General features: G+C 66.7%; 23 protein-coding genes. 11 read left to right on the plus strand and 12 right to left on the minus strand.

The features are described 5' to 3' along the window. Position 1: 1 nt before the first annotated feature. Genes QTI66_RS25205 through QTI66_RS25220 form a run of 4 tightly spaced genes read right to left on the minus strand, consistent with a single transcriptional unit; the run spans position 2 to position 3036 of the window. Positions 2–721: an SDR family NAD(P)-dependent oxidoreductase gene (locus tag QTI66_RS25205; RefSeq protein WP_286562794.1), complete on the minus strand. Its 720-nt coding sequence runs from the start codon at positions 719–721 to the stop codon at positions 2–4. Positions 722–732: 11 nt separating this feature from the next. Continuing rightward, complete coding sequence (locus QTI66_RS25210; RefSeq protein ID WP_286562796.1) at positions 733–1716, minus strand: tripartite tricarboxylate transporter substrate binding protein; 984 nt, start codon at positions 1714–1716, stop codon at positions 733–735. A gap of 58 nt (positions 1717–1774) precedes the next feature. Further along, complete coding sequence (locus QTI66_RS25215) at positions 1775–2512, minus strand: SDR family NAD(P)-dependent oxidoreductase (protein WP_286562797.1); 738 nt, start codon at positions 2510–2512, stop codon at positions 1775–1777. Further along, positions 2509–3036 carry a 2,4'-dihydroxyacetophenone dioxygenase family protein gene (locus QTI66_RS25220; RefSeq protein WP_286562798.1) on the minus strand — a complete coding sequence of 176 codons (528 nt, stop codon included), beginning with the start codon at positions 3034–3036 and terminating at the stop codon, positions 2509–2511. The genes QTI66_RS25215 and QTI66_RS25220 overlap by 4 nt, the downstream gene beginning before the upstream one ends. Before the next feature lie 92 nt (positions 3037–3128). Between QTI66_RS25220 and QTI66_RS25225 the strand changes: the two genes are divergently transcribed. Further along, entirely contained in the window at positions 3129–4409 is a 1281-nt protein-coding gene (locus QTI66_RS25225) for a LysR family transcriptional regulator (protein WP_286562799.1), read from the plus strand. A 5-nt stretch (positions 4410–4414) separates the two neighbouring features. On the opposite strand, the gene QTI66_RS25230 is transcribed toward QTI66_RS25225, so the two are convergent. After that, positions 4415–5155 (minus strand): siderophore-interacting protein, encoded by a 741-nt coding sequence (locus tag QTI66_RS25230; protein WP_286562801.1) that lies wholly within the window; start codon positions 5153–5155, stop codon positions 4415–4417. Between the two features lie 37 nt (positions 5156–5192). On the opposite strand from QTI66_RS25230, the gene QTI66_RS25235 reads away from it, so the two are divergent. The 8 genes from QTI66_RS25235 (at position 5193) to QTI66_RS25270 (ending at position 13469) form a co-directional block, all read left to right on the plus strand. Then, positions 5193–5660: a MarR family winged helix-turn-helix transcriptional regulator gene (locus QTI66_RS25235; RefSeq protein ID WP_286562803.1), complete on the plus strand. Its 468-nt coding sequence runs from the start codon at positions 5193–5195 to the stop codon at positions 5658–5660. A 47-nt stretch (positions 5661–5707) separates the two neighbouring features. Continuing rightward, positions 5708–6739: a LacI family DNA-binding transcriptional regulator gene (locus tag QTI66_RS25240; RefSeq protein ID WP_286562804.1), complete on the plus strand. Its 1032-nt coding sequence runs from the start codon at positions 5708–5710 to the stop codon at positions 6737–6739. Positions 6740–6869: 130 nt separating this feature from the next. Beyond that, on the plus strand, positions 6870–8609 hold the full coding sequence (araD, locus tag QTI66_RS25245; protein WP_286562806.1) for an L-arabinonate dehydratase: 1740 nt from the start codon (positions 6870–6872) through the stop codon (positions 8607–8609). Positions 8610–8636: 27 nt separating this feature from the next. Beyond that, a complete protein-coding gene (locus QTI66_RS25250; protein ID WP_286562808.1) occupies positions 8637–9644 on the plus strand; it encodes a Bug family tripartite tricarboxylate transporter substrate binding protein in 1008 nt (335 codons plus the stop codon). An 8-nt stretch (positions 9645–9652) separates the two neighbouring features. Further along, a complete protein-coding gene (locus tag QTI66_RS25255) occupies positions 9653–10654 on the plus strand; it encodes a Bug family tripartite tricarboxylate transporter substrate binding protein (RefSeq protein ID WP_444815045.1) in 1002 nt (333 codons plus the stop codon). Positions 10655–10795: 141 nt separating this feature from the next. Beyond that, entirely contained in the window at positions 10796–11524 is a 729-nt protein-coding gene (locus QTI66_RS25260; RefSeq protein WP_286562810.1) for a ribonuclease activity regulator RraA, read from the plus strand. Positions 11525–11529: 5 nt separating this feature from the next. Further along, positions 11530–12498: a tripartite tricarboxylate transporter substrate binding protein gene (locus QTI66_RS25265; protein WP_353506219.1), complete on the plus strand. Its 969-nt coding sequence runs from the start codon at positions 11530–11532 to the stop codon at positions 12496–12498. Beyond that, entirely contained in the window at positions 12495–13469 is a 975-nt protein-coding gene (locus QTI66_RS25270) for a 2-hydroxyacid dehydrogenase (RefSeq protein ID WP_286562813.1), read from the plus strand. The genes QTI66_RS25265 and QTI66_RS25270 overlap by 4 nt, the downstream gene beginning before the upstream one ends. A gap of 6 nt (positions 13470–13475) precedes the next feature. Here QTI66_RS25270 and QTI66_RS25275 read toward each other — a convergent pair whose 3' ends face one another. Further along, on the minus strand, positions 13476–14861 hold the full coding sequence (locus tag QTI66_RS25275; RefSeq protein WP_286562814.1) for an L-serine ammonia-lyase: 1386 nt from the start codon (positions 14859–14861) through the stop codon (positions 13476–13478). Positions 14862–14868: 7 nt separating this feature from the next. Further along, the gene (locus QTI66_RS25280; protein ID WP_286562816.1) at positions 14869–14991 is read right to left on the minus strand and encodes a hypothetical protein; all 123 of its coding nucleotides are present in this window, start codon (positions 14989–14991) and stop codon (positions 14869–14871) included. On the opposite strand from QTI66_RS25280, the gene QTI66_RS25285 reads away from it, so the two are divergent. Next, positions 14990–15988: an LLM class flavin-dependent oxidoreductase gene (locus QTI66_RS25285; RefSeq protein WP_286562817.1), complete on the plus strand. Its 999-nt coding sequence runs from the start codon at positions 14990–14992 to the stop codon at positions 15986–15988. The genes QTI66_RS25280 and QTI66_RS25285 overlap by 2 nt on opposite strands. A 3-nt stretch (positions 15989–15991) precedes the next feature. Here the strand turns inward: QTI66_RS25285 and mnmA are convergent, their stop codons facing one another. The 5 genes from mnmA to QTI66_RS25310 form a co-directional block, all read right to left on the minus strand. Beyond that, the gene (gene mnmA, locus QTI66_RS25290) at positions 15992–17101 is read right to left on the minus strand and encodes a tRNA 2-thiouridine(34) synthase MnmA (RefSeq protein WP_286562819.1); all 1110 of its coding nucleotides are present in this window, start codon (positions 17099–17101) and stop codon (positions 15992–15994) included. A gap of 44 nt (positions 17102–17145) precedes the next feature. Next, entirely contained in the window at positions 17146–17640 is a 495-nt protein-coding gene (locus tag QTI66_RS25295; protein WP_286562820.1) for an NUDIX hydrolase, read from the minus strand. A gap of 5 nt (positions 17641–17645) precedes the next feature. Beyond that, positions 17646–20051 carry a CHASE2 domain-containing protein gene (locus QTI66_RS25300; protein WP_286562822.1) on the minus strand — a complete coding sequence of 802 codons (2406 nt, stop codon included), beginning with the start codon at positions 20049–20051 and terminating at the stop codon, positions 17646–17648. 68 nt (positions 20052–20119) lie between these two features. Next, positions 20120–20428, minus strand: coding sequence for a hypothetical protein (locus QTI66_RS25305; protein WP_286562824.1), 309 nt, complete (start codon positions 20426–20428; stop codon positions 20120–20122). Continuing rightward, positions 20425–21156 (minus strand): response regulator transcription factor, encoded by a 732-nt coding sequence (locus tag QTI66_RS25310; RefSeq protein WP_286562825.1) that lies wholly within the window; start codon positions 21154–21156, stop codon positions 20425–20427. The genes QTI66_RS25305 and QTI66_RS25310 overlap by 4 nt, the downstream gene beginning before the upstream one ends. A 274-nt stretch (positions 21157–21430) precedes the next feature. Here QTI66_RS25310 and QTI66_RS25315 point away from each other — a divergent pair, with 274 nt between their 5' ends. Next, positions 21431–22561, plus strand: coding sequence for a Re/Si-specific NAD(P)(+) transhydrogenase subunit alpha (locus tag QTI66_RS25315; protein ID WP_286562826.1), 1131 nt, complete (start codon positions 21431–21433; stop codon positions 22559–22561). Positions 22562–22567: the final 6 nt, after the last annotated feature.

Genomic DNA, 22567 nt, shown 5'->3' on the forward strand with positions numbered 1-22567 from the left:
CTCAGGACACCATGTACCCGCCATCCACCGGCAGGATCACCCCCGTCATGAACGAGGCCGCGGGCGTGCACAGGAACATCGCCGCGCGCGCCACGTCGTCCGGCGTGCCCCAGCGCGCGAGCGGTGTGCGCGCCAGGATCGGACCGGCGCGGGCCGGGTCGTCCTGCAAGGCCTTCGTCAAGGGCGTGGCGATCCACCCCGGCGCGACGGCGTTCACGCGGATGCCGTCCGGTGCATAGCTGATGGCCAGCGACTTGGTGAGTTGCGCCACGCCGCCCTTGCTCGCCGCATAGCCCGGCACCAGCCCGCCACCGAAGAAGCTCAGCATCGAAGCGGTGTTGACGATGCAGCCCTTGCTCGCCTTCAGGCGCTCGCGCGTCATCGAGCACACGCGCATGGTGCCTGTGAGGTTGACGGCCAGCACTTTCTGGAACACCTCGAGGTCGTGCTCCGCGCCGCGCTGGATGATGCCCGCGCAGTTGAAGACGATGTCGAGCCGGTCGATGCCGCTCAATGCAGCCTCGAGGCTGGCCTCGGAGGTGACGTCGGCTTGCTTGACTTCGACCGCATCGCTCAGCGTGCCGTCGCCGCCACCGAGACCGATGGCCGTCACCTGCGCGCCAAGCGCAGCCAGGTGATTGGCGATGACGGCGCCGATGCCTTGCGTGGCGCCGCTCACCAGCGCCCGCTTGCCCTTGAAAAGTCCTGCCTCGTAGGTCATCGTGCCTGCTGTCAGTTCTTGATGTCGAGCTTGGTGATCAGCGTCTTGAAGTAGGCGCTGTCCTTGGCCATCTCCGCCTTGAAGGCGACGTCGTCGGCATATGCAAAGCCCAGGTTCTGCTTGGCCAGCACTTCGCGGAACGCCGGTTCATCGGAGGCCTTCTTCGTCACGTCTTTCAGGTAGGCGATGACTTCGGGCGGCGTGTTCTTCGGAGCCGCGATGCCGCGCCAGGTGCCGATGACCAGGTCGATGCCGCGTTCCTTCAGCGTGGGCACTTTCTCGAAGCCGGCCACGCGCTGGTTGGCCATGACGGCCAGGGTCTTGAGCTTGCCGGCCTGCACGTAGGTCGTGACTTCGGCCGGGCTCACTGCCACCGCGTCGATGTGGCCACCCATCAGCGCGAGCACCGCGGGCGCGGCGCCCTGGAATGGCGTGTGATTGAACTTCACGTTGGTCTTGTCTTCCAGCGCGGCGGCTGCCAGGTGCCAGATGGAACCGTTGCCGGCGTTGCCCATGCTGATCTTGCCGCTGTCCTTCTTCGCGGCGGCCAGGAATTCCTCGACCGTGTTCCACGGTGCGTCGGCGCGCACGGTGATGGCGGCCTGGTCGGCGTTCAGGCGCGCGATGGGCGCGAAGTCGTCGTAGGTGAACTTCGCCAGGCCCATGTGCGGCAGCGTCGTCACTTCGACCGTGAGCACGGCCAGGCGATAGCCGTCGGGCTTGGCGTTGACCACGTCCTGCCAGCCGATGGCACCGCTGGCGCCCGGCTTGTTCACGATGATGACGCTCTGCGGCATGTGCTTGTGCGTGGCTTCGGCAAAGGCGCGCGCCAAGGCGTCGGTGCCTCCGCCCGCCTGGAAAGGCACGACGAGTTCGATGGGCTTGTTGGGGAAGGCCTGTGCTTGCGCCAGCGTGGGGCCAGCGGCCAGCAGGGCGGCAGCGGGCAGCAGGCCGAGCACCGCACGGCGGCGCAGGTTTTGGACGAGTGTTTTCATGGTTTGTCTCCGTTGGGTTGAATGGATGAGAGCGGGCCGAAGCGCATCGGCCAAAGATCTAGTACGTTGCGCGCCCACCTGAAAGGTCGAACACCGACCCGGTGTTGAAGGTGCAGGAGCCCGAGCACAGCCAGGCCACCATCTGCGCCACTTCGCTGCTTTCGCCAAGGCGCTGCATGGGGCTCTTGTCGATCATGGTCTGCACATGCGAGAACGACATCTGCGCGAGGATGGGCGTGTTGACGGCCGCCGGCGCAATCGCGTTGACGAGGATGCCGGTGGTGGCCAGCTCCTTGCCCAGCGACTTGGTGAGCGCGAGCACACCCGCCTTGGCCGCGCTGTACGCCGATGCGTTGGGCGTGCCCTCCTTGCCGGCCAGCGAGGCGATGTTGACGATGCGACCCGCGCCCGCCGCACGAAGATGCGGCACCACCGCGCGGCACACGTTGAAGGTGCCCACAAGGTTCACATCGACCACGCTGCGCCACACGCCCGGATCGAAAGCATCCAGCGGCATGGTCGGACCCGTGAATCCCGCGCTGTTGATGACGAAGTCCATGCGTCCGAATCGCTGCCGCACTGCCTGCGCTGCGCGCTCGACGCTGGCGTAGTCGGTCACGTCCAGTTGCCAGGCATCGTCGCTTCGGGACTCGGGCGCCATGTCCCAGATGGCCACGCGCGCACCGAAACTGCGCAGCAGTGCTGCCACTTCCGCGCCGATGCCGCTCGCGCCGCCGGTGACGATGGCCACGGCGCCGGCAAAGTCGTATCTCGCGCGCCCGTAGGGGAGGCTCATCGGATGAACTGCTTGACGTAGTCCGCGCCCAGGCCCACTTCCTCGAAGTGCTTCCTGCACATGTCGATCTTGGTGAACACGTCTTCGTAGCCCATGCCCTTGCCCCAGGGGTCGGTGTAGTACATGACACCGTTCACCTGGAAGTAGGTGATCATTTCTTCCACGTCTTCGGGCACGTAGAGTGTGTGCGTTTCACCGGGCGGCTCGAAGACGTAGCTGCCTTCGGTGGCTTCCCAGTCGTGTTCCAGGTAGCGCCAGCGGCCCTTCAGCACGAAGCCATGCACCGCCTGCGGGTGGCGATGGCGGCTGAGCACGCCCGACTTGCGAACCTTCAGCAGGTTCATCCAGTAACCCTGGCTGGCGTTCAGGCACAGCGGTCGAAACCAGACGTTCTCGGCCTGCGGCACCCACAGGCGTTCGTCCTTGGGGATGGCGTGTTGCACCACGATTTCAGGCAGCGCATCCGGCGGGTTCGGGTATTGGTAAGGGGTCTTCGGATTCGGGTCGGCGGCATCGGTGGGCATGTTGTGCGCGTCCATAATGTGGATGAATGGCCATATTATGGACATATGAGGCCGGATTCGGCAAGGCTGCGTTAACCCTTAGAGTTCCGACGGTGAAGGCCAAACCCCACAACAAGGTGATCGACAGCGCCTATGCAGCGGCGCTTGGGATCAACCTGCGTCACCTGCGCGCCGTCACCGCGGTGGCGGCGGCGGGCAGCATTTCGGGCGCGGCGGAAGGGCTCTATCGCGTGCCTTCCGCGGTCACGCGATCGATCTCCGAACTGGAGGGTGCACTGGGCCGTCCGCTTTTTGATCGACGCTCGCGCGGCATGGCCCTCAACGCCTATGGCGAACTGGTGCTCGCGCGTGCGCGGCGTGTCGAGCATGAGTTCGCGCAAGCGCAGGCACAACTCGTGGCGCGCGGCGGCATGCGCGCATCGGCCGATGTGAATTCGCTCTTTGCGTCGATCCTCAACGGACGGCGGCTGGCGGTGGTCGCGAGCCTGGCCGAGAAGCGCAACATGCCCTCGGTGGCGCATGAGTTCGGCATCACGCAGCCGGGCATCAGCGCGGCCGTGAAAGACCTGGAAGAGGGGTTGGGCGTGGCCTTGTTCGACCGCACGGCGCGCGGGCTCGCGCCAACGCCGGCGGGCGACATCGTGGCCTTCTACTTCAAGCGGGTGCTGGCCGAGTTGCGTCACATTGGCCCGGACATCGCGGCGAGCGAAGGCACGGTGCAGGGGAGCGTGCACGTGGGTGCCTTGCCCCTGGGGCGTACGCAGATCCTGCCGCTGGCCATTGCGTCGCTGCTCGCACGCCATCCGCTCGTGCACGTGGCCACGGTGGAGAGTCCATATGACGCGCTCGCCGCATCGCTGCGCAGTGGCGACGTCGACTTCATCTTCGGCGCGCTGCGCAGTGCCGCCGAGACGAAGGACCTGCAACAAGAGGCGCTGTTCGAAGACCGCATCTCCGTCATCGCGCGTGCTGGCCATCCGCTGGCGCACGCCCGGCGCATCGACTTCGACACCTTGCGCAAGGCGCGTTGGGTGCTGTCACGGCACGGTGCGCCTTCGCGCGAACTGCTGGAGCGCTTTTTCTCCGATGCGCAGCAGGCGCCGCCCGTGCCGGCGGTGGAAACCGGCGACTTGGCCTTGCTGCGCGGCCTGCTGATGGAAAGCGACATGCTCACCGCCATCTCGGCGCATCAACTGCGCTACGAGATCCGCGACGGCAGCCTGGTGGTGCTGGACTTTCCGCTCGACGCGACGCGCCGCGACATCGGCCTCACGCAGCGACTGGGTGCATTCCCGTCGCCGGGCGCGCGTGCGTTGATGGAGGAAATTCGCACGGTGCTGGCGCAGTCGCCGGACTTTCGCGGCGGGGCGTGAACCTCTCAGCCTTCGAGGTTCTCGTGGTGCGCAATCGCACCGCGCTTCCAGTAAGCGGCCGCACGGATGGCGTGGCGGTCATGGCCCTTGTCCTCGACGAGGATGCGGCGCAGCAGCGCCATGGTCGAGGCCTCGCCTGCGCACCAGGCATAGCCTTCGCCGGCGGGCAGTTCGAGGGCGCGCACCGCTTCGACCAGCGCTTCATCGCTGTTCACCCATTGAATTTCTGCGTCTGCGTGCGTGGCGAACTGGCGCCGGTCTGAGGGCTCGACGTTCAGGAGCACGATGGCGCGCGCACCCGGCGGCAGTTCTTCAAGGCGACGTGCGACCGCGGGCATGGCCGTTTCGTCGCCGACGAGCAGGTGCCAGTCGTAGTCCAGCGGCACGATGAAGGAGCCGCGCGGACCGCCGATGGTCGCGCGATGACCCGGCGCGGCCGCGGCGGCCCATTCGGCTGCGGGGCCGTCGCCGTGCAGCGCGAATTCCAGCGTGAGTTCGTTGGCGACCGGGTCGTATTTGCGTGGGGTGTAGTCGCGCATCACGCGTTCGGTGTCGTCGGCGCCGAGGATCAACTTGACGTGGTCGTCGAAGGACGCACTCACGAAGTCGGCCAGCGACTCGCCTGCCAGCGTGATGCTGCGGAAGTTCGGTGTGAGCGCGTCGACGCGCACGACTTCCAGGTCGCGCCGCTTCGTTTCGTGGCGCACACGCTCCACGCGGCGCTTGGCTTGGGATTCTTCATTCATTCCGGAATCTTCCAATTGATTGATAATGTCCCCTATCATGCGCAAACCAATTGACAATGTCAACCATAAGGACGTTGCCCCCGAGAACGAGGTGCTCGACCTGATCCACGCCGTCATGCACCAGTACCGCTCGCAGCAATACCGCGTGCTGCGCGACGGTCCGCACGACGTCACGCACATGGACAGCAAGGTGCTGGGCTTTTTCGGCCGGCATCCGGGCGCGACGCAAAGCGATCTGGCGCAGCACAGCGGGCGCGACAAGGCGCAACTGGCGCGGCTCATCAAGGGGCTGCGCGACCGTGCGCTGCTCGAGGCCACGGTGGACGAGGGCGATCGTCGCAACGTGCGGCTGACGCTCACGCCCGAGGGCGCGGCGATCCAGCGCACCTTGCAGCGACAGGCCCGCAAGCTGAGCGCACAGGCCGTGGACGGACTCAGCGACGCCGAGCGCGCCCAACTGGTCGCGCTGCTGGGGAAGGTCAATGACAACCTGCGAGCCGGCTGAGCCATAATCGAAAGCCATACGTTAGCGTTAACATCGGAGCCATCTATTTGACGCAGCAAAGCACGCCCGGCCGCAGCGCAAGGCGCGGCAGTGGAGGCATCACGCTCAACGACGTCGCCAAGCTCGCGGGGGTGTCGGCGATCACGGCGTCGCGCGCGCTCAACACGCCGGCGGTGGTGACGCCCGAGACGCGAGAGAAAGTGCGGCTCGCGGTCGAGCGCACGGGCTACGTGCCCAACCTGCTGGCGGGCGGCTTGGCTTCCAACCGCAGCCGGCTGGTGGCCGCGGTGGTGCCGACGATTGCGGGGCCCGTCTTCCTCGAAACCATCCAGGCGCTCACTGAAGCGCTGGCCGAGAACGGCTACCAGCTCATGCTGGGGCAAAGCGGCTACGAGAACTCGCGCGAGGACGCGCTCATCGACGCCATCATCGGCCGGCGGCCGGATGGCATCGTGCTGACCGGCATCCTGCGCTCGCCCGAGGGCCGGCGGCGCCTGCTGGCCTCTGGCATTCCCGTGGTCGAGACCTGGGACCTGACGCCCACGCCCATCGACATGCTGGTGGGCTTTTCCCACGAGAAAGTGGGCGCCGCCACGGCGCAGTACCTGCATGGCAAGGGCTACAGGCGTCCCGCCATCGTCACGGGCGACGACCGCCGCGCCAACCTGCGGCGCGCGGGCTTCGAGCAGGCGTGGAAGGCGCTTGGCGGCGGCAATGTGCAGGTGCAAAGCGTCCCGGCGCCCACCACGCTGGGCAGCGGACGATCGGCGCTCTCGCAACTGCTGGCGGCGGACGCGGGCATCGACGTGGTGGCCTGCAGCTCGGACGCGCTGGCGCATGGCGTCATCACCGAGGCGCAGGCACGCGGGCTGAAGGTGCCGGACGACATTGGCGCGATCGGCTTCGGCGACCTCGAATTTGCGCAGCACGCCCACCCGGCCATCACCACCGTGCGCATCGACGGCACCGGCATCGGCCGGCAGGCCGCGCGATTCATCGTCGAGCGCGCACAGGGGCGGGAGGTCGACCCCAAGGTGGTCGATCTCGGTTTCTCCCTGATCGAACGCGCAAGCGCGTAACGCCTCCGTAACAGGTTGATTACCCGGTTGACGGGCCGCGAACATGCTGCTTATGATCGAATGACAGCGCTACCATGCGATGTGCAGATTCGCCTCATTCCATGCGGAAGCGCCATTCGAGACAAACACCATGACCTCACGCAAGAAGCCCGAAGACCTCCGCTCCCACCGCTGGTACGGCGTCAAGGATCTGCGCAGCTTCGGCCACCGCTCGCGCACCGCGCAGATGGGGCTGAGCCGCGACGACTACATCGGCAAGCCGGTCATCGCCATCCTCAACACGTGGAGCGACATGAACTCCTGCCACACGCACTTCAAGCAGCGCGTGGAAGAGGTCAAGCGCGGCGTGTGGCAGGCAGGCGGATTTCCGGTGGAGATTCCCACGCTGAGCCTGGGCGAGGCCTTCCAGAAGCCGACCACCATGCTCTACCGCAACATGCTCGCCATGGAGGCAGAAGAGTTGCTGCGCTCCTACCCGGCCGACGGCTGCGTGCTCATGGGCGGCTGCGACAAGACCACGCCCGGCCTCGTGATGGGCGCACTGGCCATGAACCTGCCGACCATCTTCGTGCCCGCCGGGCCGATGCTGCGCGGCGACTACAAGGGCACCTTTCTCGGCTCCGGCTCCGACACGTGGAAGTACTGGGCCGAACTGCGCGCCGGCAACATCAGCGAACAGGACTGGCAGGACGTGGAAGACGGCATCGCCCGTTCGCCCGGCACCTGCATGACGATGGGCACGGCCAGCACCATGACCAGCGCGACGGAAGTGCTGGGGCTCACGCTGCCTGGCGCCTCGTCGATTCCTGCCCCGGACTCGCGCCACGCGATGATGGCCACGCACACCGGCAAGCGCATCGTCGAGATGGTGTGGGAAGACCTCAAGCCGCTGGACATCCTGACGCCCGCATCATTCGACAACGCGGTGACGGCCGTGCTCGGCCTCGGTGGCTCGACCAACGCCATCGTGCATTTGATCGCGATGGCGCGGCGTGCCAGCGTGCCGCTCGACCTGGCACGCTTCGACGAACTGGCGCGCGCCACGCCGGTCATCGCCAACCTGCGCCCGGGCGGCAAGTACTTGATGGAAGACTTCTTCTACGCGGGCGGACTGCGTGCCTTCCTCGCCGAGATGGGGAGCCTCATCGACGGCAGCCAGAAGACGGTCAACGGCAGGACGCTGGGCGAGAACATCGCCGGCGCACAGGTCTACAACGCCGACGTGATCCGGCCGCGCAAGGAAGCCCTGCTCGAAAGCGGCGGCCTCGCCGTGCTGCGCGGCAATCTCGCACCCGACGGTGCCGTCATCAAGCCTGCGGCGATGGAGCAGCACCTGCGCCGCCACACGGGGCCGGCGGTGGTCTTCAAGAACTACGAAGACCTCGCCGCGCGCATCGATTCGCCCGATCTGCCGGTGACCAAGGACAGCGTCATCGTGCTGCAAAGCGCCGGTCCGCAAGGCGCACCGGGCATGCCCGAGTGGGGCCAGTTGCCGATTCCGCAGAAGCTCCTGAAGGAAGGCGTGCGCGACATGGTCCGCATCAGCGATGCGCGCATGAGCGGCACCAGCTACGGCGCCTGCGTGCTGCACGTCACGCCCGAATCGCATGTGGGCGGTCCGCTGGCGCTGGTGCGAGACGGCGACCTGGTCACGCTCGACGTCGATGCGCGACGCATCGACATGAACGTCAGCGACGACGAACTCGCCCAACGCCGCGCCGAATGGAAAAAGCCGATCCCCAAGTTCGGCCGCGGCTACGGCGTCATGTTCCTCAAGCACGTGCAGCAGGCCGACACCGGCTGCGACTTCGACTTTCTGGCACCGGACTACGCCGACGCTTCCAGCGGCAGCGAGCCGGACATCCACTGACACCCCAGCAACTCACGAAAGAACCGCATGGAGACGAAACCTCTCTGGACCCGCAGGCGCCTTGGCCGACTCGCAGCGCATGCCGCACTCGCAGCCTTGCCACTGGCACCGCTCGCCGCCGGCGCACAGGTGCCGGCCGACTGGCCATCGCGCCCCGTCACCTTCGTGGTCCCCTTCGCTCCGGGCGGCGGCACCGACATCGCGGCGCGGCTGCTGGCGGTTCGCCTCGGCAAGAAGTGGGGCCAGTCGGTGGTGGTGGACAACCGCACCGGCGCGGGTGGCATCGTCGGCATGGACGCGGTGGCCAAGGCCAAGCCTGACGGCTACACCTTCCTCATCGGCAACGTGGGCACGCAGTCGATCAATCCGTCGCTCTACAAGATGGCCTACGACCCGGACAAAGCGTTCATGCCCGTGTCCTTGTTCGCGGACCTTCCCTTTGCCTTCGTGGTCAATCCGTCCGTGCCCGCCAAGACGCCGAAGGAATTGATCGCGCTGGCCAAGGCCTCGCCGGACAAGTACACCTTCGCAAGTTCAGGCAGCGGTGGCTCGCCGCACCTGACGGCCGAGATCTTCCAGCAGGCTGCGGGCATCAAGCTCGTGCACGTCCCGTACAAGGGCGGCGGACCGGCGATGGGCGACCTCATGGCGGGCCACGTCGACATGCTCTTCGCGTCGATCCTCGAAACCTCCGGCTACGTGAAGACCGGCAAGCTACGAGCACTCGCCGTGACCAGCGCCCAACGTTCGCCCGCGATGCCGGACGTGCCCACGCTGGCCGAACTGGGCGTGCCCAATGCCGAGTCCGGTTCTTGGGTGGCCTTGCTCGCGCCCGCCGGCTCGCCGCCAGCGCTGGTCGACAAGATCTCCGCCGACGTGAAAGAGATCGTGGCGTCCGAGGACATGCGCCAAGCGCTCATCGCGCAAGGCGCCACGCCGCGCGGCACCACGCCCGCTGAACTGCAAAAGACCATCGACGCCGACAAGGCGCGCTATGGACAGGTCATCAAGACGCGCGGCGTACGCGTGGAGTAAGACGCCTCATGAACGACTTCAATCCACAACGCCGCACGGTGCTGCAAGCCGGCGCCGCGATGGTGCTGGGCACCCCGCTTCTGGCCGCTTCGCAGTCCGCCGAAGCCCACTGGCCAACGCGCGCCATCACCTACGTCGTGCCTTTCACGCCCGGCGGTTCCACCGACGTGATCGGCCGCGTCATCGCGCAGAAGCTCGGCGAGGCGCTGGGCCAGCCGGTGATCGTCGACAACAAGCCGGGCGCGGCCGGTGCGGTGGGCGCGGGGTACGTTGCCAAAGCCAAGCCCGACGGCTACACGCTCTTCGGCGGCACCATCAGCACACACGCCATCAACGCGAGCCTCTACAAGAACCTGCCCTACGACCCGGTGAAGGACTTCGATCCGATCTCGCTCGTGGCCTTCCTGCCCAACGTGCTGATCGTCGATCCGAACCTGGGCGTGAACTCGGTGGCGGACCTGATCACGCTGCTGAAAAAAGACCCGACCAGGCGAACCTTTGCCTCCTCGGGTGCGGGCACGTCCACCCACCTTGCGGGCGAAATGTTCGGCGACCTCATCGGCGTGAAGCTCACGCACATTCCGTACAAGGGCACGCCGCCGGCGATGCTCGACGTGTCATCGGGGCAGGTCACCTTCATGTTCGACCAGGTCACTGCCGCGCTGCCGCTGGTGAAGGCCGGCAAGCTCAAGCTGCTGGCCGTGACCACCGCCAAACGCATGGCGCTGCAGCCTGAGTTGCCCACGATGCAGGAAGCGGGCGTCAAGGGCTTCGAGATGGCGTCGTGGCAAGCGGTCTACGCACCCAGGGGCCTGCCTGCGCCGATCGCCCAGCGACTGTCCGCCGAGATCACGAAGATCCTGCAAATGCCGGACGTGAAGGACAAGCTCACCAACCAGCTCGGCATGGACGTGGTGGCCGGCTCGCCCGCGCAACTCGCGGCGCTGATGCAGAAGGAAATTCCGCGCTGGGGTGAGCTGGTGACGAAATCCGGCGCAAAGCCCGACTAGCTTTTGCTCGCCCCCAGGCTGCGCGCACTTCGTGTCGCTCCGCCAACCCCTCGCTGAGGGCAATGCCAGCGGCCCGGCAAAGCCGGTTCCGCGGTATTCCTGGAAAAGAAATCTGTGACCCTATCAACTTGCAGGACCGACATGAACCAAGACACTCCACTCTCCAGCGAAGCGCGCGAACTGCTGCGGCACGTGAGCGTTGCCACGCTCTGCACGCAACTTTTCAAGCGCGGCTTTCGCAACGTCTACCTGCAAGGCGTCGGCCGGCTCACAAGGCCGAGCGGCGGCAATCTGGTCGGCCCGGCCTTCACGATGCGCAACATCCCGGCGCGTGAAGACCTCGACCAGATCAGCGCCTTCGACGACCCGAACCACCCGCAGCGAAAGGGCATCGAAAGCGTGCCGGAAGGCCATGTCCTCGTGATCGACTGCCGCGGCGAAAAGCGCGTGGCTTCGGGCGGCCAGATCCTCACGACGCGCCTCAAGGTGCGCGGCGCCGCAGGGCTCGTGTCCGATGGCCCGGTGCGCGACAGCGGCCCGATCTCGCAGATGGATTTTCCGGTGTACTGCGCAGGCGGCAGCGCACCGCTGAACCTCATCCATCACCACGCCATCGACCTCAACGTGCCCATCGGCTGCGGTGGCGTGGCGGTGTATCCGGGCGACGTGGTGGTCGGTGACGACGAAGGCGTGGTCGTGATCCCGCAGCACCTGGCCGAAGAGGTGGCGCGCGACGCGACCGAGCAGGAAAAGATGGAAGCCTTCGTGCTCGAACGCGTCGAAGGCGGCGCGAAGCTCGCAGGCACCTACCCGCCGAATGCGGACACCAAGGCAGCCTTCGAAGTCTGGCGCAAGGCGAAGGGGATCTGATGACCATGCAACGCAGATCCCTCATCAACGCCGCTGCCGCACTGGCATTCGGCGCGTCCCTGCCGGCGATGGCGCAAGGCTTCCCGGGCAAGTCCATCACCATCGTCGTGCCGGCCTCGCCGGGCGGCGCCATCGACCTGGCGGCGCGCCTCATCGGGCAAAAACTGACGGAAGCCTGGGGCCAGCCGGTGGTCATCGACAACCGCGCGGGTGCCACCGGCATCATCGGCACCGACCTCGTCGCCAAGAGCCCGCCGGACGGCCACATGCTGGCGCTGGTGGCCAGCAGCCACGCGATCAATCCGGGCATGGTCAAGAAGCTGCCCTTCGACACCATCAAGAGCTTTGAGCCGGTGGTGCTCACGCACGTGGTGCCGCTGGTGCTGATCGTCTCGCCGGAACTGCCGGTGAAGTCGGTGAAGGAACTCATCGCCTATGGCAAGGCCAACCCCGGCAAGCTCTCGTTCGCGTCGAGCGGCACCGGCGGCGCGCCGCATTTCTCGGGCGAACTGTTCAAGTCGATGACGGGGCTGGACATGGCGCACATCCCCTACAAGGGCAGCACGCTCGCGCATCCGGACCTCATCAGCGGACGCACCTCGCTGATGTTCGACACCGTGGCCGCGGCCAATGTGCAGGTCAAGGCGGGTCGCCTGCGCGCACTGGCGGTGACGACGGCGAAGCGCTCCAGCGTTCTGCCCGAAGTGCCCACGATGCAGGAGGCCGGCGTCGCCGGCTACGAGACCAGCACCTGGGGCGGTTTGCTCGCGCCGGCCGGCACGCCGAAGGCCACGGTCGCCAAGCTCAACGCCGAGGTCAACCGCATCCTCGCCTTGCCGGACGTGCGCAAGACTTTGCAGGACAACGGCATCGAACCCGGCGGCGGAACGCCCCAACAGTTTGGCGACTTCATCGGCACCGAGATGGTCAAGTGGGCCAAGGTCGCCAGGGACGCCGGCCTCCAGCCCGTATGAACATCCCCTCCCGCAACACCACGACGAACCCCATGCCCAAGACACGCGTGCTGCAACACGGCCGGCTGCTGCCGGCGCTCGAAGCCCGACTCGCCGAGACATATGACCTTCATCCGCTCTGGAGCGAGTCCGACCCGCAGGCCTACCTGGCCGCGCACGGCGGCGAGTTCACCGCACTCGTGACCTCGGCGCGTTTCGGTGCCGACGCGGCGCTGATCGCGGCGATGCCGAAGCTCAAGGTCATCTCCAGCTTCGGCGTGGGCCTCGATGCGCTCGATCTCGAAGCGGCCCGCGCACGCGGCATCGCGGTCGGCTACACGCCCGACGTGCTCAACGATTGCGTGGCCGACACCGCCTTCGCGCTGGTGATGGACGTGGCGCGGCGCATCAGCGCGTCGGACCGCTTCGTGCGGCGCGGCGACTGGCGCAAGGGCCAGTTCCCGCTCGCGACCAAGGTGTCGGGCAAGAAGCTCGGCATCCTCGGCATGGGCCGCATCGGGCGGGTGATTGCGCGCCGCGCATGGGGCTTCGACATGGAGGTGCGCTATCACAACCGGCGCCCGCTGAGCGACGTGGACTATGGCTACGAGCCCACGTTGAAGTCGCTGGCCGAGTGGGCCGACTTCCTGGTGATCGCCAGCGCCGGCGGTGCGGAAACGCGCGGCCTCGTGTCGCGCGACATCCTCGATGCGCTGGGTCCGCAGGGCTACCTCATCAACATCTCGCGCGGCACCGTGGTCGATGAGCAGGCATTGCTCGAAGCGCTGCAGCACCATCGCATTGCCGGTGCGGGCCTCGACGTGTTCGAGGACGAACCCAACGTGCCGGAAGCGCTGTTCGAACTCGACAACGTCGTGCTGCTGCCGCACCTGGCGAGCAACACGCAAGAAACGCGGGCGGCCATGGCACAGCGCGTGGAAGAGAACCTGGCGGCCTTCCTCGCGGGGCACCCGATGATGAGCGCGGCCTGAAGGTCCTCAGCATTCGACGACGTTGACGGCGAGCCCGCCGAGCGAGGTTTCCTTGTAAGTCGCCTTCATGTCTTCCCCCGTCTGCTTCATCGTGCGAATCACGGCGTCGAGCGACACGTAGTGGCTGCCGTCGCCGCGCAGCGCCAGGCGCGCCGCGTTGATGGCCTTCACCGCGCCCATCGCATTGCGCTCGACGCAGGGGATCTGCACCATGCCGCCGACCGGGTCGCAGGTCAGGCCGAGGTTGTGTTCCATGCCGATCTCGGCCGCGTTCTCGACCTGCGCGGGCGTGGCGCCCATCACGGCCGCCAGCGCGCCGGCAGCCATCGAGCAGGCCACGCCGACTTCGCCCTGGCAACCGACCTCGGCGCCCGAGATCGACGCGTTGGTCTTGTAGAGCATGCCGATGGCAGCGGCCGTCAACAGGAAGTCCACGATGCCGTCGTCGCTCGCCTGCGGCACGAAGCGCTGGTAGTAGTGCATGACGGCCGGCACCACGCCGGCGGCGCCGTTGGTGGGCGCCGTGACGACGCGACCACCGGCCGCGTTTTCTTCGTTCACCGCCATGGCAAATGCATTGACCCAATCCATCGCCGCCAGCGGATCGGCCGCGCCTGCCTGCGCATTCAGTTCGCGGCACAGCTCGGGAGCGCGACGGCGCATGCGGAGCGGCCCGGGCAGCGCCTTGGCGGCCAGCGGGTTGTCGACGCCAAAGCCCCGCTGCACGCATTCCTGCATGACGTGCCAGATGCGCAGCAGCCCGTCACGCACTTCCGCTTCAGACCGCCACACGCATTCGTTGCGCAGCATCAGCGCTGCAACGGACAGGCCGTGGTCGTGGCATTGCGCCATCAGTTCGTCGCCCGTGCTGAAGGGGTGGGGCATGGCTTGCGCGGGCTGCAGCACTGCCTGCGCATCGGCGGCGCCGCGCTCCACCACGAAGCCGCCGCCGACGGAAAAGTAGATGCCTTGCGCCAGCGTCGTGCCATCGGCCGAGAAGGCCTCGAAGCGCATCGCGTTGGGATGCTCGGGCAAGGACTCCTCGCCGCGAAAGGCGATGTCGCGCACACGGTCGAAGGGGATGGGCTTGCGCTCCAGCAGGCTCAGCTCGCCGCTGCGGCGCAGGGCGTCCAGGCGCGGCTGCACGGTCTCGGGCCGTATGGTGTCGGGCGCATCGCCGAGCAGCCCGAGAATCACGCCCTGATCGGTGGCGTGGCCGTGGCCGGTGGCGCCGAGCGAGCCGAACAGGTCGACGTGCAGCCGCGCGACGGCGTCGAGCAGGCCGCGCGCTTCCATCGACTTGGCGAACATCAAGGCCGCGCGCATCGGCCCCACGGTGTGCGAGCTCGACGGGCCGATCCCTATCTTGAAAATATCGAATGCGGACAGCATCGGCACATCATGCATCGTGCCGTTGGGCTTTGACCAGCGCGTTTGCCGCCGGCGCTTGGCATCGCTGGGTGACCGGGAATTCGGGCACCAGCAGGCACGATTCGCCGCTTCGGGCCATCATCGCGCCCATGGTTCCGTTCTCCATCCTCGATCTCTCCCCCATCTGCGAGGGCGGCAACGCCGCGCAGTCCTTTCGCAACTCGCTTGCATTGGCGCAGCACGGCGAAAAGCTGGGCTTCACCCGCTATTGGCTGGCGGAGCACCACGGAATGCCCGGCATTGCCAGTGCGGCAACGGCCGTGCTGTTGGCATTCGTCGGTGCGGGCACCTCGACGATCCGCATCGGCGCCGGTGGCGTCATGCTGCCCAACCATTCGCCGCTCGTGATTGCGGAGCAGTTCGGCACGCTCGAATCGCTTTATCCGGGCCGCGTCGATCTGGGACTGGGCCGCGCACCGGGTTCCGACCAGCGCACCGCGCGTGCCCTGCGCCGCGACCTGGACACCAACTCCGACCAGTTTCCGCAGGACGTGATCGAGCTGATGGACTTCATGTCGCGCGAGCCGCGCCAGAGCGTGCTCGCCGTGCCGGGACGCGGGCTCGAAGTGCCGATCTGGATCCTGGGCTCCAGCACCTTTGGCGCGCAACTCGCGGCGCACCTGGGCCTTCCCTACGCCTTCGCATCGCACTTCGCGCCGCAGCAGATGATGCAGGCCATCGAGATCTACCGCGAGACCTTCAAGCCCTCGGCGCAGTTGTCCAAGCCCTATGTGATGCTGGGCTTCAACGTCTTTGCGGCCGACACGGACGAAGAGGCGCAGTTTCGTGCCAGCTCGTGGCAACAGGCTTTCGTCAACCTGCGCAGCGGCCGGCCGGGGCAGCTTCCGCCGCCGGTGGAGGGTTATCGCGATCGCGTCGGGCCGGCGGAAAAGGCCTTGCTCGACTCGGTGTTGTCGTGCTCAGCAGTGGGCTCGCTGCCCACCGTGCGCGACAGCGTCGAAGCCTTCGTGGCGAAAACCGGTGCGGACGAACTCATGATCACCTCGCAGGTCTTCGACCATGCGGCGCGCCTCAAGTCCTACGAGCTTGTCGCGCAGCTGCGCCAACGCGCGCCCAGCGCGGGCTGACGGTCAGCCGACCTGCGCGATCACCCCGCCGCCCAGGCACACGTCGCCGTCGTACAGCACAGCGGACTGGCCGGGCGTCACGGCCCATTGGGCCTGCGCAAAGTCCAGCCGAAACGCGCCGTTGGCGCCGTCGGACAGGTCGCAGCCTGAGTCCGCCTGCCGGTAGCGCGATTTGGCCGCGTAGCCGCCGGTTTGCGGCGCCTCGCCGGCCACCCAGCTTGCGTCATCGGCTTCCAGTGCGTTGGACAGCAGCCACGGGTGCTCATGCCCTTGCACGATCCACAGCGTGTTGGCCTTCATGTCCTTGCGCGCGACGAACCATGGCGCGTGGTCGCCGCTGCCGCGCGGCGCCTTCTTGTCCTTCACGCCGCCGATGCCCAGTCCCTGGCGCTGCCCCAGCGTGTAGAAGGACAGGCCCTGGTGCTGGCCCAGCACCCTGCCCCGCTCATCGCGGATCGGCCCCGGCTCCTTGCTGATGTAGCGGTTGAGGAACTCGCGAAACGGCCGCTCCCCAATGAAGCAGATGCCGGTCGAGTCCTTCTTCTTCGCATTTGGCAGGCCGATCTCGTCGGCAATGCGGCGCACCTCGGTCTTGTGCAGTTCGCCCACCGGGAACATCGTCCTGGACAACTGCTGCTGGTTGAGCCGGTGCAGGAAGTAACTCTGGTCCTTGCCGGGGTCGAGCCCCTTGAGCAACTCATGGCGCTGCGTGGCCTCGTTGAAGCGTACGCGGGCGTAGTGGCCGGTGGCGATCTTCTCTGCGCCCAGGCGCATCGCATGGTCCAGGAAGGCCTTGAACTTGATCTCCGCGTTGCACAGCACGTCGGGGTTGGGCGTGCGCCCCGCCTGGTACTCGCGCAGGAATTCGGCGAACACGCGGTCCTTGTAGTCGGCCGCGAAGTTCACGTGCTCGATCTCGATGCCCAGCACGTCCGCGACGCTGGCCGCATCCACGAAGTCGATGTTGGAAGAGCAGTACTCGCTGTCGTCATCGTCTTCCCAGTTTTTCATGAAGATGCCGATGACTTCGTGGCCCTGTTGCTTGAGCAGGTGCGCCGTCACCGCGGAATCCACGCCGCCGGACAAACCCACCACCACACGTTTTTTCGTCATGGCGCCATTTTCCCAGCCCGCGCAAGCCGCTGCGCGCGTGCGGACTATTCGTCGTGGACCGAGGGATCGACGTGAATGAGCGACAAGGGATGGCGTTGCCCTGCCAGGTAGTCTTCCACGCATTGCAGCAGCAAGGGGCTGCGATGGCGGTCCACGCTGGCGCGGATCTCGGCTGGCGTCATCCACAGCGTGCGCACGATGCCGTGGTCCAGCGCGCGCCCGGGCTCCTGCGCGCCGAGTTCGCCCGTGAAGGCAAAGCGCAGGTAGGTGACGTCGCTCGCGTCGTTGTCGGCGTCGCCATCGCGGCGCGACCGGGCCATGTAGATGCCGACGAGCGCGGTCGGCGTGAAGTGGTGCGCCGTCTCTTCAAGGGTCTCGCGCGCGCACCCGTCGGCAGGCGTTTCGCCGAGGTCGAGGTGGCCGGCGGGCGAATTGAGCTTCAAGCCCTCAGCCGTTTCTTCCTCGACCAGCAGGAATCGCCCGTCGCGCTCGATCACGGCTGCGACCGTGACATTGGGCTTCCAGCGAGTGGCGACCATGATGGCTATTCGTAGGCGGCTTTGGAAATATTGCCGAGCGTACTCGGGGTTGGCTTGGGAAGCACCAGCGTGACGGTGCAACCTGCATTTTCCGCGCTGTCGATCTCCACGCTGCCGCCGTGGCGCTGCATCGCGGTGCGCACCAGCAGAAGGCCCAAGCCCACGCCATGCACGTCCGGGTGCGACTCGCGGTGAAGGCGGTGAAAGGGCTGGAACAACTGCGGTTGAAGCTCGGCCGGGATGCCCGGCCCCTGGTCGCGGATGCCGATCGCCCAATGCGCCCGGCGCTCGGTGATGGTGCACAGCAACTCGCTGCCCGGCGGGGAATACTTGAGCGCATTGCCCAGGACATTGGTGAGGGCGCGCGGCAGCAGGCTGCGGTCGCCGATGCAGGGCGCCTCTTCGAGCGTGGTGTCCAGCCGCACGAGGACGTCGCGCGTGCGGGCTTCGGCCCAGGCGTTGTCGATGGCCAGCGTGGTCAGCTCGACCAGGTCCACCAGTTCGGCCTTGAAGGGCTGCGCCTCGGCTCGCGCCAGGTTGACGAAGCCATCCGCCAGTTCCAAGCCCGTGCGTGCGTGGCGCTCGATGCGCTGCAGGAGCAGGTCGCGCGGCAGCATCGAGGGCTGCGCGCGGGCCAGTTCGACCACCGTGAGGATCGACGCACTGGGCTCGCGGATGTCGTGCGAAATAAAGCGCAGGGCCTCGTCGCGCTGGCTTTGGGCGCGTCGCATCTTGGTGATGTCCACCAGCGCGATCATCCAGCCGGCGTAGGTGTTGCCGGCATCGAAGAAGGGCACGCAGCGCAGCAGGAGGATGCGGCCCGAGGCGTCTTCAGCTTCGCCGGCAATCGGCTGCGGGTTGTCCGAACTCAGCGCGCCGGGATGGATCATCGGCTCGCCCGTGTTGCGCGAACGGATGTCCGCCAGCAGCGTGTGGGCGTCCTTGCCCACGAGTGCCCATGCCTCGCTCTGCCAGTGCCTGGCGGCCGAGCGATTGGCGGTGAACACCACGCCCAGGCGGTTGAGCACAAGGGTCGCATCCGGCAGGTGATCGACGCCGTCGCGCACGAAGCGGTGCAAGTCGCGCACCCGTTGCACGGCGGCAGCGGTGGCGTCGATCTCGCGATCGAGGAAGTCGCCGTCCAGCTGGGCGTTGTTGGGCATGGACATGCCGTCGAGCACCGTGTTGAGCTCGCGGGTGCCGCGGCGCAGGAACCGGTAGGCGGCCGTGAGGCGCATGAGGCTCCACAGCGGATACACGAGCAGCAGGCCGCCCAGGCCCGCCGCCGGGGCAAAGCGGATGCCGAGCAGGGGCTGGGCCATTTGCAGGCCGGTGCGCGCGGCCAGCACGGTCAGGATCAGCACGAACACACCCAGTGGGCCCAGCCGCAGCAAGCCCACGAGCACGATCACCAACGGCACCAGGTTGAACACCAGGTTCTCCCACGTCGACGCCGGCACGATGTGGCGGTCGCTGATCAGGCCTTGCAACACGGTCGCAAAGATCTCGACGCCGGGCACCAGCCCGAACTGCGTGGGGGCCGAACTCGCGAACACATCGCCCAGCGCACCGGCAGTGGCGCCGATCAGGACGTACTTGTCCTTGAAGAGGGTGGGTGGCACCTGGCCGCGCAGCACGTCGATGTAGGAAACCGTCTGGAAGGACGACGCGTGCGAGGCAAAGTAAAGCAGTTCGTGGTCGCGTCGCTTCCACAGGCCCGCTGGCGGCGAGGTCATGGGGCCGTTGCTTGCCGACGGCTGGGGTGCCGGTTTTCCGGCGGCAGCCTGCTGGATCGCCAGTGCAAAATGGGGCCAGTCCCGGCCCGGAAAACCTTCCTGCAAATAGACACCACGTGCCACGCCGTCGTCGTCGATGGAAAGGTGGGCATGTCCCAGCGCCGTCGCCGCTCCGGCCAGCAGCGGGATCGGGAGCACTTCGGACTGGAAGCTTGACTCCCTGCCCGGTGCCTGCAAGGCCATGGGGAGCACCACGCAGCCGCTCTCCTTCATGCGACGGGCCAGCAAGGCGTCGTCGCCCGGATGGGCCTTGTCTTCGTCGGTGAGCAGCAGGTCCAGTCCGATGCAGCGGGGTTGTCCTGGAGCGATCTGGCGCAGGACTTCGGCGTGCAGGGCCCGGCGCCAGGGCCAGCGCCCGATGGCTTCCATGCTCTTGTCGTCGATCGCGACGATCACGATGTCGCGCGACGCCTCCGGCCTGAACGCGTTCAGCGTGTTTTCCTGCAGCATCCGGTCAAAGCGCGGCAGTCCTTGCGTGACCGTCACGTACGACACGAGCGTGATCAGGCCCGCTCCCAGAAACAGCCAGGACGCGCGTCGGCGCACCAGCGCAAGCACGCGGCGCGCGCGGCTCGGAGGCTTCGGCGATGCGGTTTCTGAAGGAGTGAACGGCATTTTGGAACGCGTGTCGAAGGCTGCCCCTGAGGGCGGCGCATTCTATTCGGGGGGCGCAGCGCGGCCTGCTAGCCGCGAACGCTGGCGATGGCGCCAGGCGAGTTCAGGTCGAAGAGACGGCCGCGCGGGCGTGGTGCCATTCGCTTCGACCCATCACCCATGGGGCCGTTGTGTCCGGCGTTGTCCAAAGGCGAAGAGCGTTTTTCGACGGATTCGGACGGGACCCGGACGACCGAGTCGTCGGCGAGCCGAAGCATCAGGCAGGGTTCGTCTTCAGTACACGCCGTGGTGTCAGCCCCCACGGCAAGTTGCGCAGACGCAGCGCCCGTCCAGAGCGCCAGCAGTGCGATGGCTCGGGACAGGGCGATGCGATTCATGCTGCAGCGCCTTCGTCGGCCGACCCAAACGCGGACAGGGACGCCACTTCAACCGTTTCCAGTCGATAGCCCAGGCCATACACCGCGGACAGCAGGAAGCCGTTGGCCGGACGCAGCGACAGCTTGGTGCGAAGGCGCGAGATGTGCGTGTCGAGCGAACGCGAGGGCTCTTCCGGTCCACGACCCCACACCGCTTCGCGAAGGTGTTCGCGTGACAGGAGGCGGCCAAGATTCTGGAAGAGGAACAGGGCGAGTTCGTATTCGCGGTGCTTCAGGTCGACCGTCTGGCCGTCCACCTGCAGCGTGCGCGACTGCGGGAAGAAGTGGTAGGGGCCGAAATGGAGCTCGACCTCATGCTGGCTCGGATACGCGCGCCGCAGCAAGGCACGCACGCGCGCCTCGAGTTCGGGCACGCGGATCGGCTTGACCATGAAGTCATCGGCTCCGGCCGCCAGTCCCGCAACCATGTCCGCCTCTTCGCGGCGGTTGGTCACGAACAGGATGGGAATCCGGCTGGCAAGTTCTTCGCGCACCCACTTGACGACCGCCGGCCCCGAAATATCGGGCAGCGTCCAGTCAAGGATGAGCAGGTCGAAGGACTGCAAGCGCAGATCGCGCAGTAGCGCTTTCCCCTCCGTATAGACATGGCATTCGTGTTCGATGCCGTTCATGGTGTGACGGATTAATTCGAGCTGAGACAGCTCGTCGTCAAGTGCTGCGATTCGCATAGTTGTTTCATCCCTGTATCTTGTGTGCCTTCAGTCTATTACTGATCGCGGAGTTAGAGTCAAACAGCAATAGTTGCGACTGTCAACTCTCGCGCGAAATGTCACGGTCAACCGCACCGTTGTTGATCGAATGTGGGAAACTTCCGCCACAAAAATCAGAACATGCTGTAGGAGGCTGAAATCTGAACAAATGTTGCCCAAAACTGGGCACCGAAACGTCTTCGGGTAAGCTCGGCGGGTTTTTCGCTGTCCCGCTGCCCTGAGGAGATCTTCTATGCTGATTGGCGTGCCTGCCGAGACCACGGCCGGTGAAACCCGAGTGGCCGTCACACCCGAGACGGCCAAAAAGCTCGTTGCTTCGGGGCACACCGTCCGGGTGCAATCCGGCGCTGGCGTCGCGGCCAGCGTCACTGACGCGGCCTACCAGGCGGCCGGCGCGGAAATCGTTGACGCGGCAGGCGCTTTTGGCGCCGAAATCGTACTGAAGGTGCGATCGCCCTTCGACAACGAGACGCCCCTCATGAAGCCGGGTGCCGTTCTCGTCGGCATGCTCAATCCCTTTGACGGAGCCGGGCTGCAGCGCCTGGCGACGGCGGGCCTCACCAGCTTTGCGCTGGAAGCGGCGCCCCGTACGACCCGCGCCCAAAGTATGGACGTACTGTCGTCTCAAGCCAACATTGCAGGCTACAAGGCCGTGATGATGGCGGCCGACAAATACCAGCGTTTTTTCCCGATGCTGATGACAGCCGCCGGCACGGTGAAGGCCGCCCGCGTGGTCATCCTGGGCGTCGGCGTGGCCGGCCTGCAGGCGATCGCCACGGCCAAGCGTCTGGGCGCGGTGATCGAGGCATCCGACGTTCGACCGAGCGTCAAGGAGCAGATCGAGTCGCTGGGCGGCAAGTTCATCGAGGTGTCGTACGACACCCAGGAAGAAAAGGACGCGGCCGAAGGCGTGGGCGGCTATGCCCGCCCGATGCCGCCGAGCTGGCTGGCGCGTCAGCAGGTCGAAGTCGCCAAGCGCGTGGCGCTGGCCGACGTGGTGATCAGCACCGCCCTCATCCCCGGCCGCGCTGCCCCGACCCTCATCACCGAGGACATGGTCAAGTCGATGAAGGCTGGCTCGGTCATCGTGGACATCGCGGCGGGCAAGGGCCCGGACGGCGTGGGCGGCAACTGCCCGCTGTCGGAAGCGGACCGGACGGTCGTCAAGCATGGCGTGACCATCGTGGGCGAGACCAACCTGCCGGCATTGGTGGCGGCCGACGCCTCGGCGCTGTACGCGCGCAACGTGCTGGACTTCCTCAAGCTCGTGCTGCCCAAGGAAGGCGGCCTGAAGATCGATCTCGAAGACGACATCGTGGCCGCGTGCCTGATGTCGCGCGACGGTCAAGTCACGAAGAAATAAGCATTT

Source organism: Variovorax brevis (assembly GCF_030317105.1).
GTDB classification, from domain to species: Bacteria; Pseudomonadota; Gammaproteobacteria; order Burkholderiales; family Burkholderiaceae_C; genus Variovorax; species Variovorax brevis.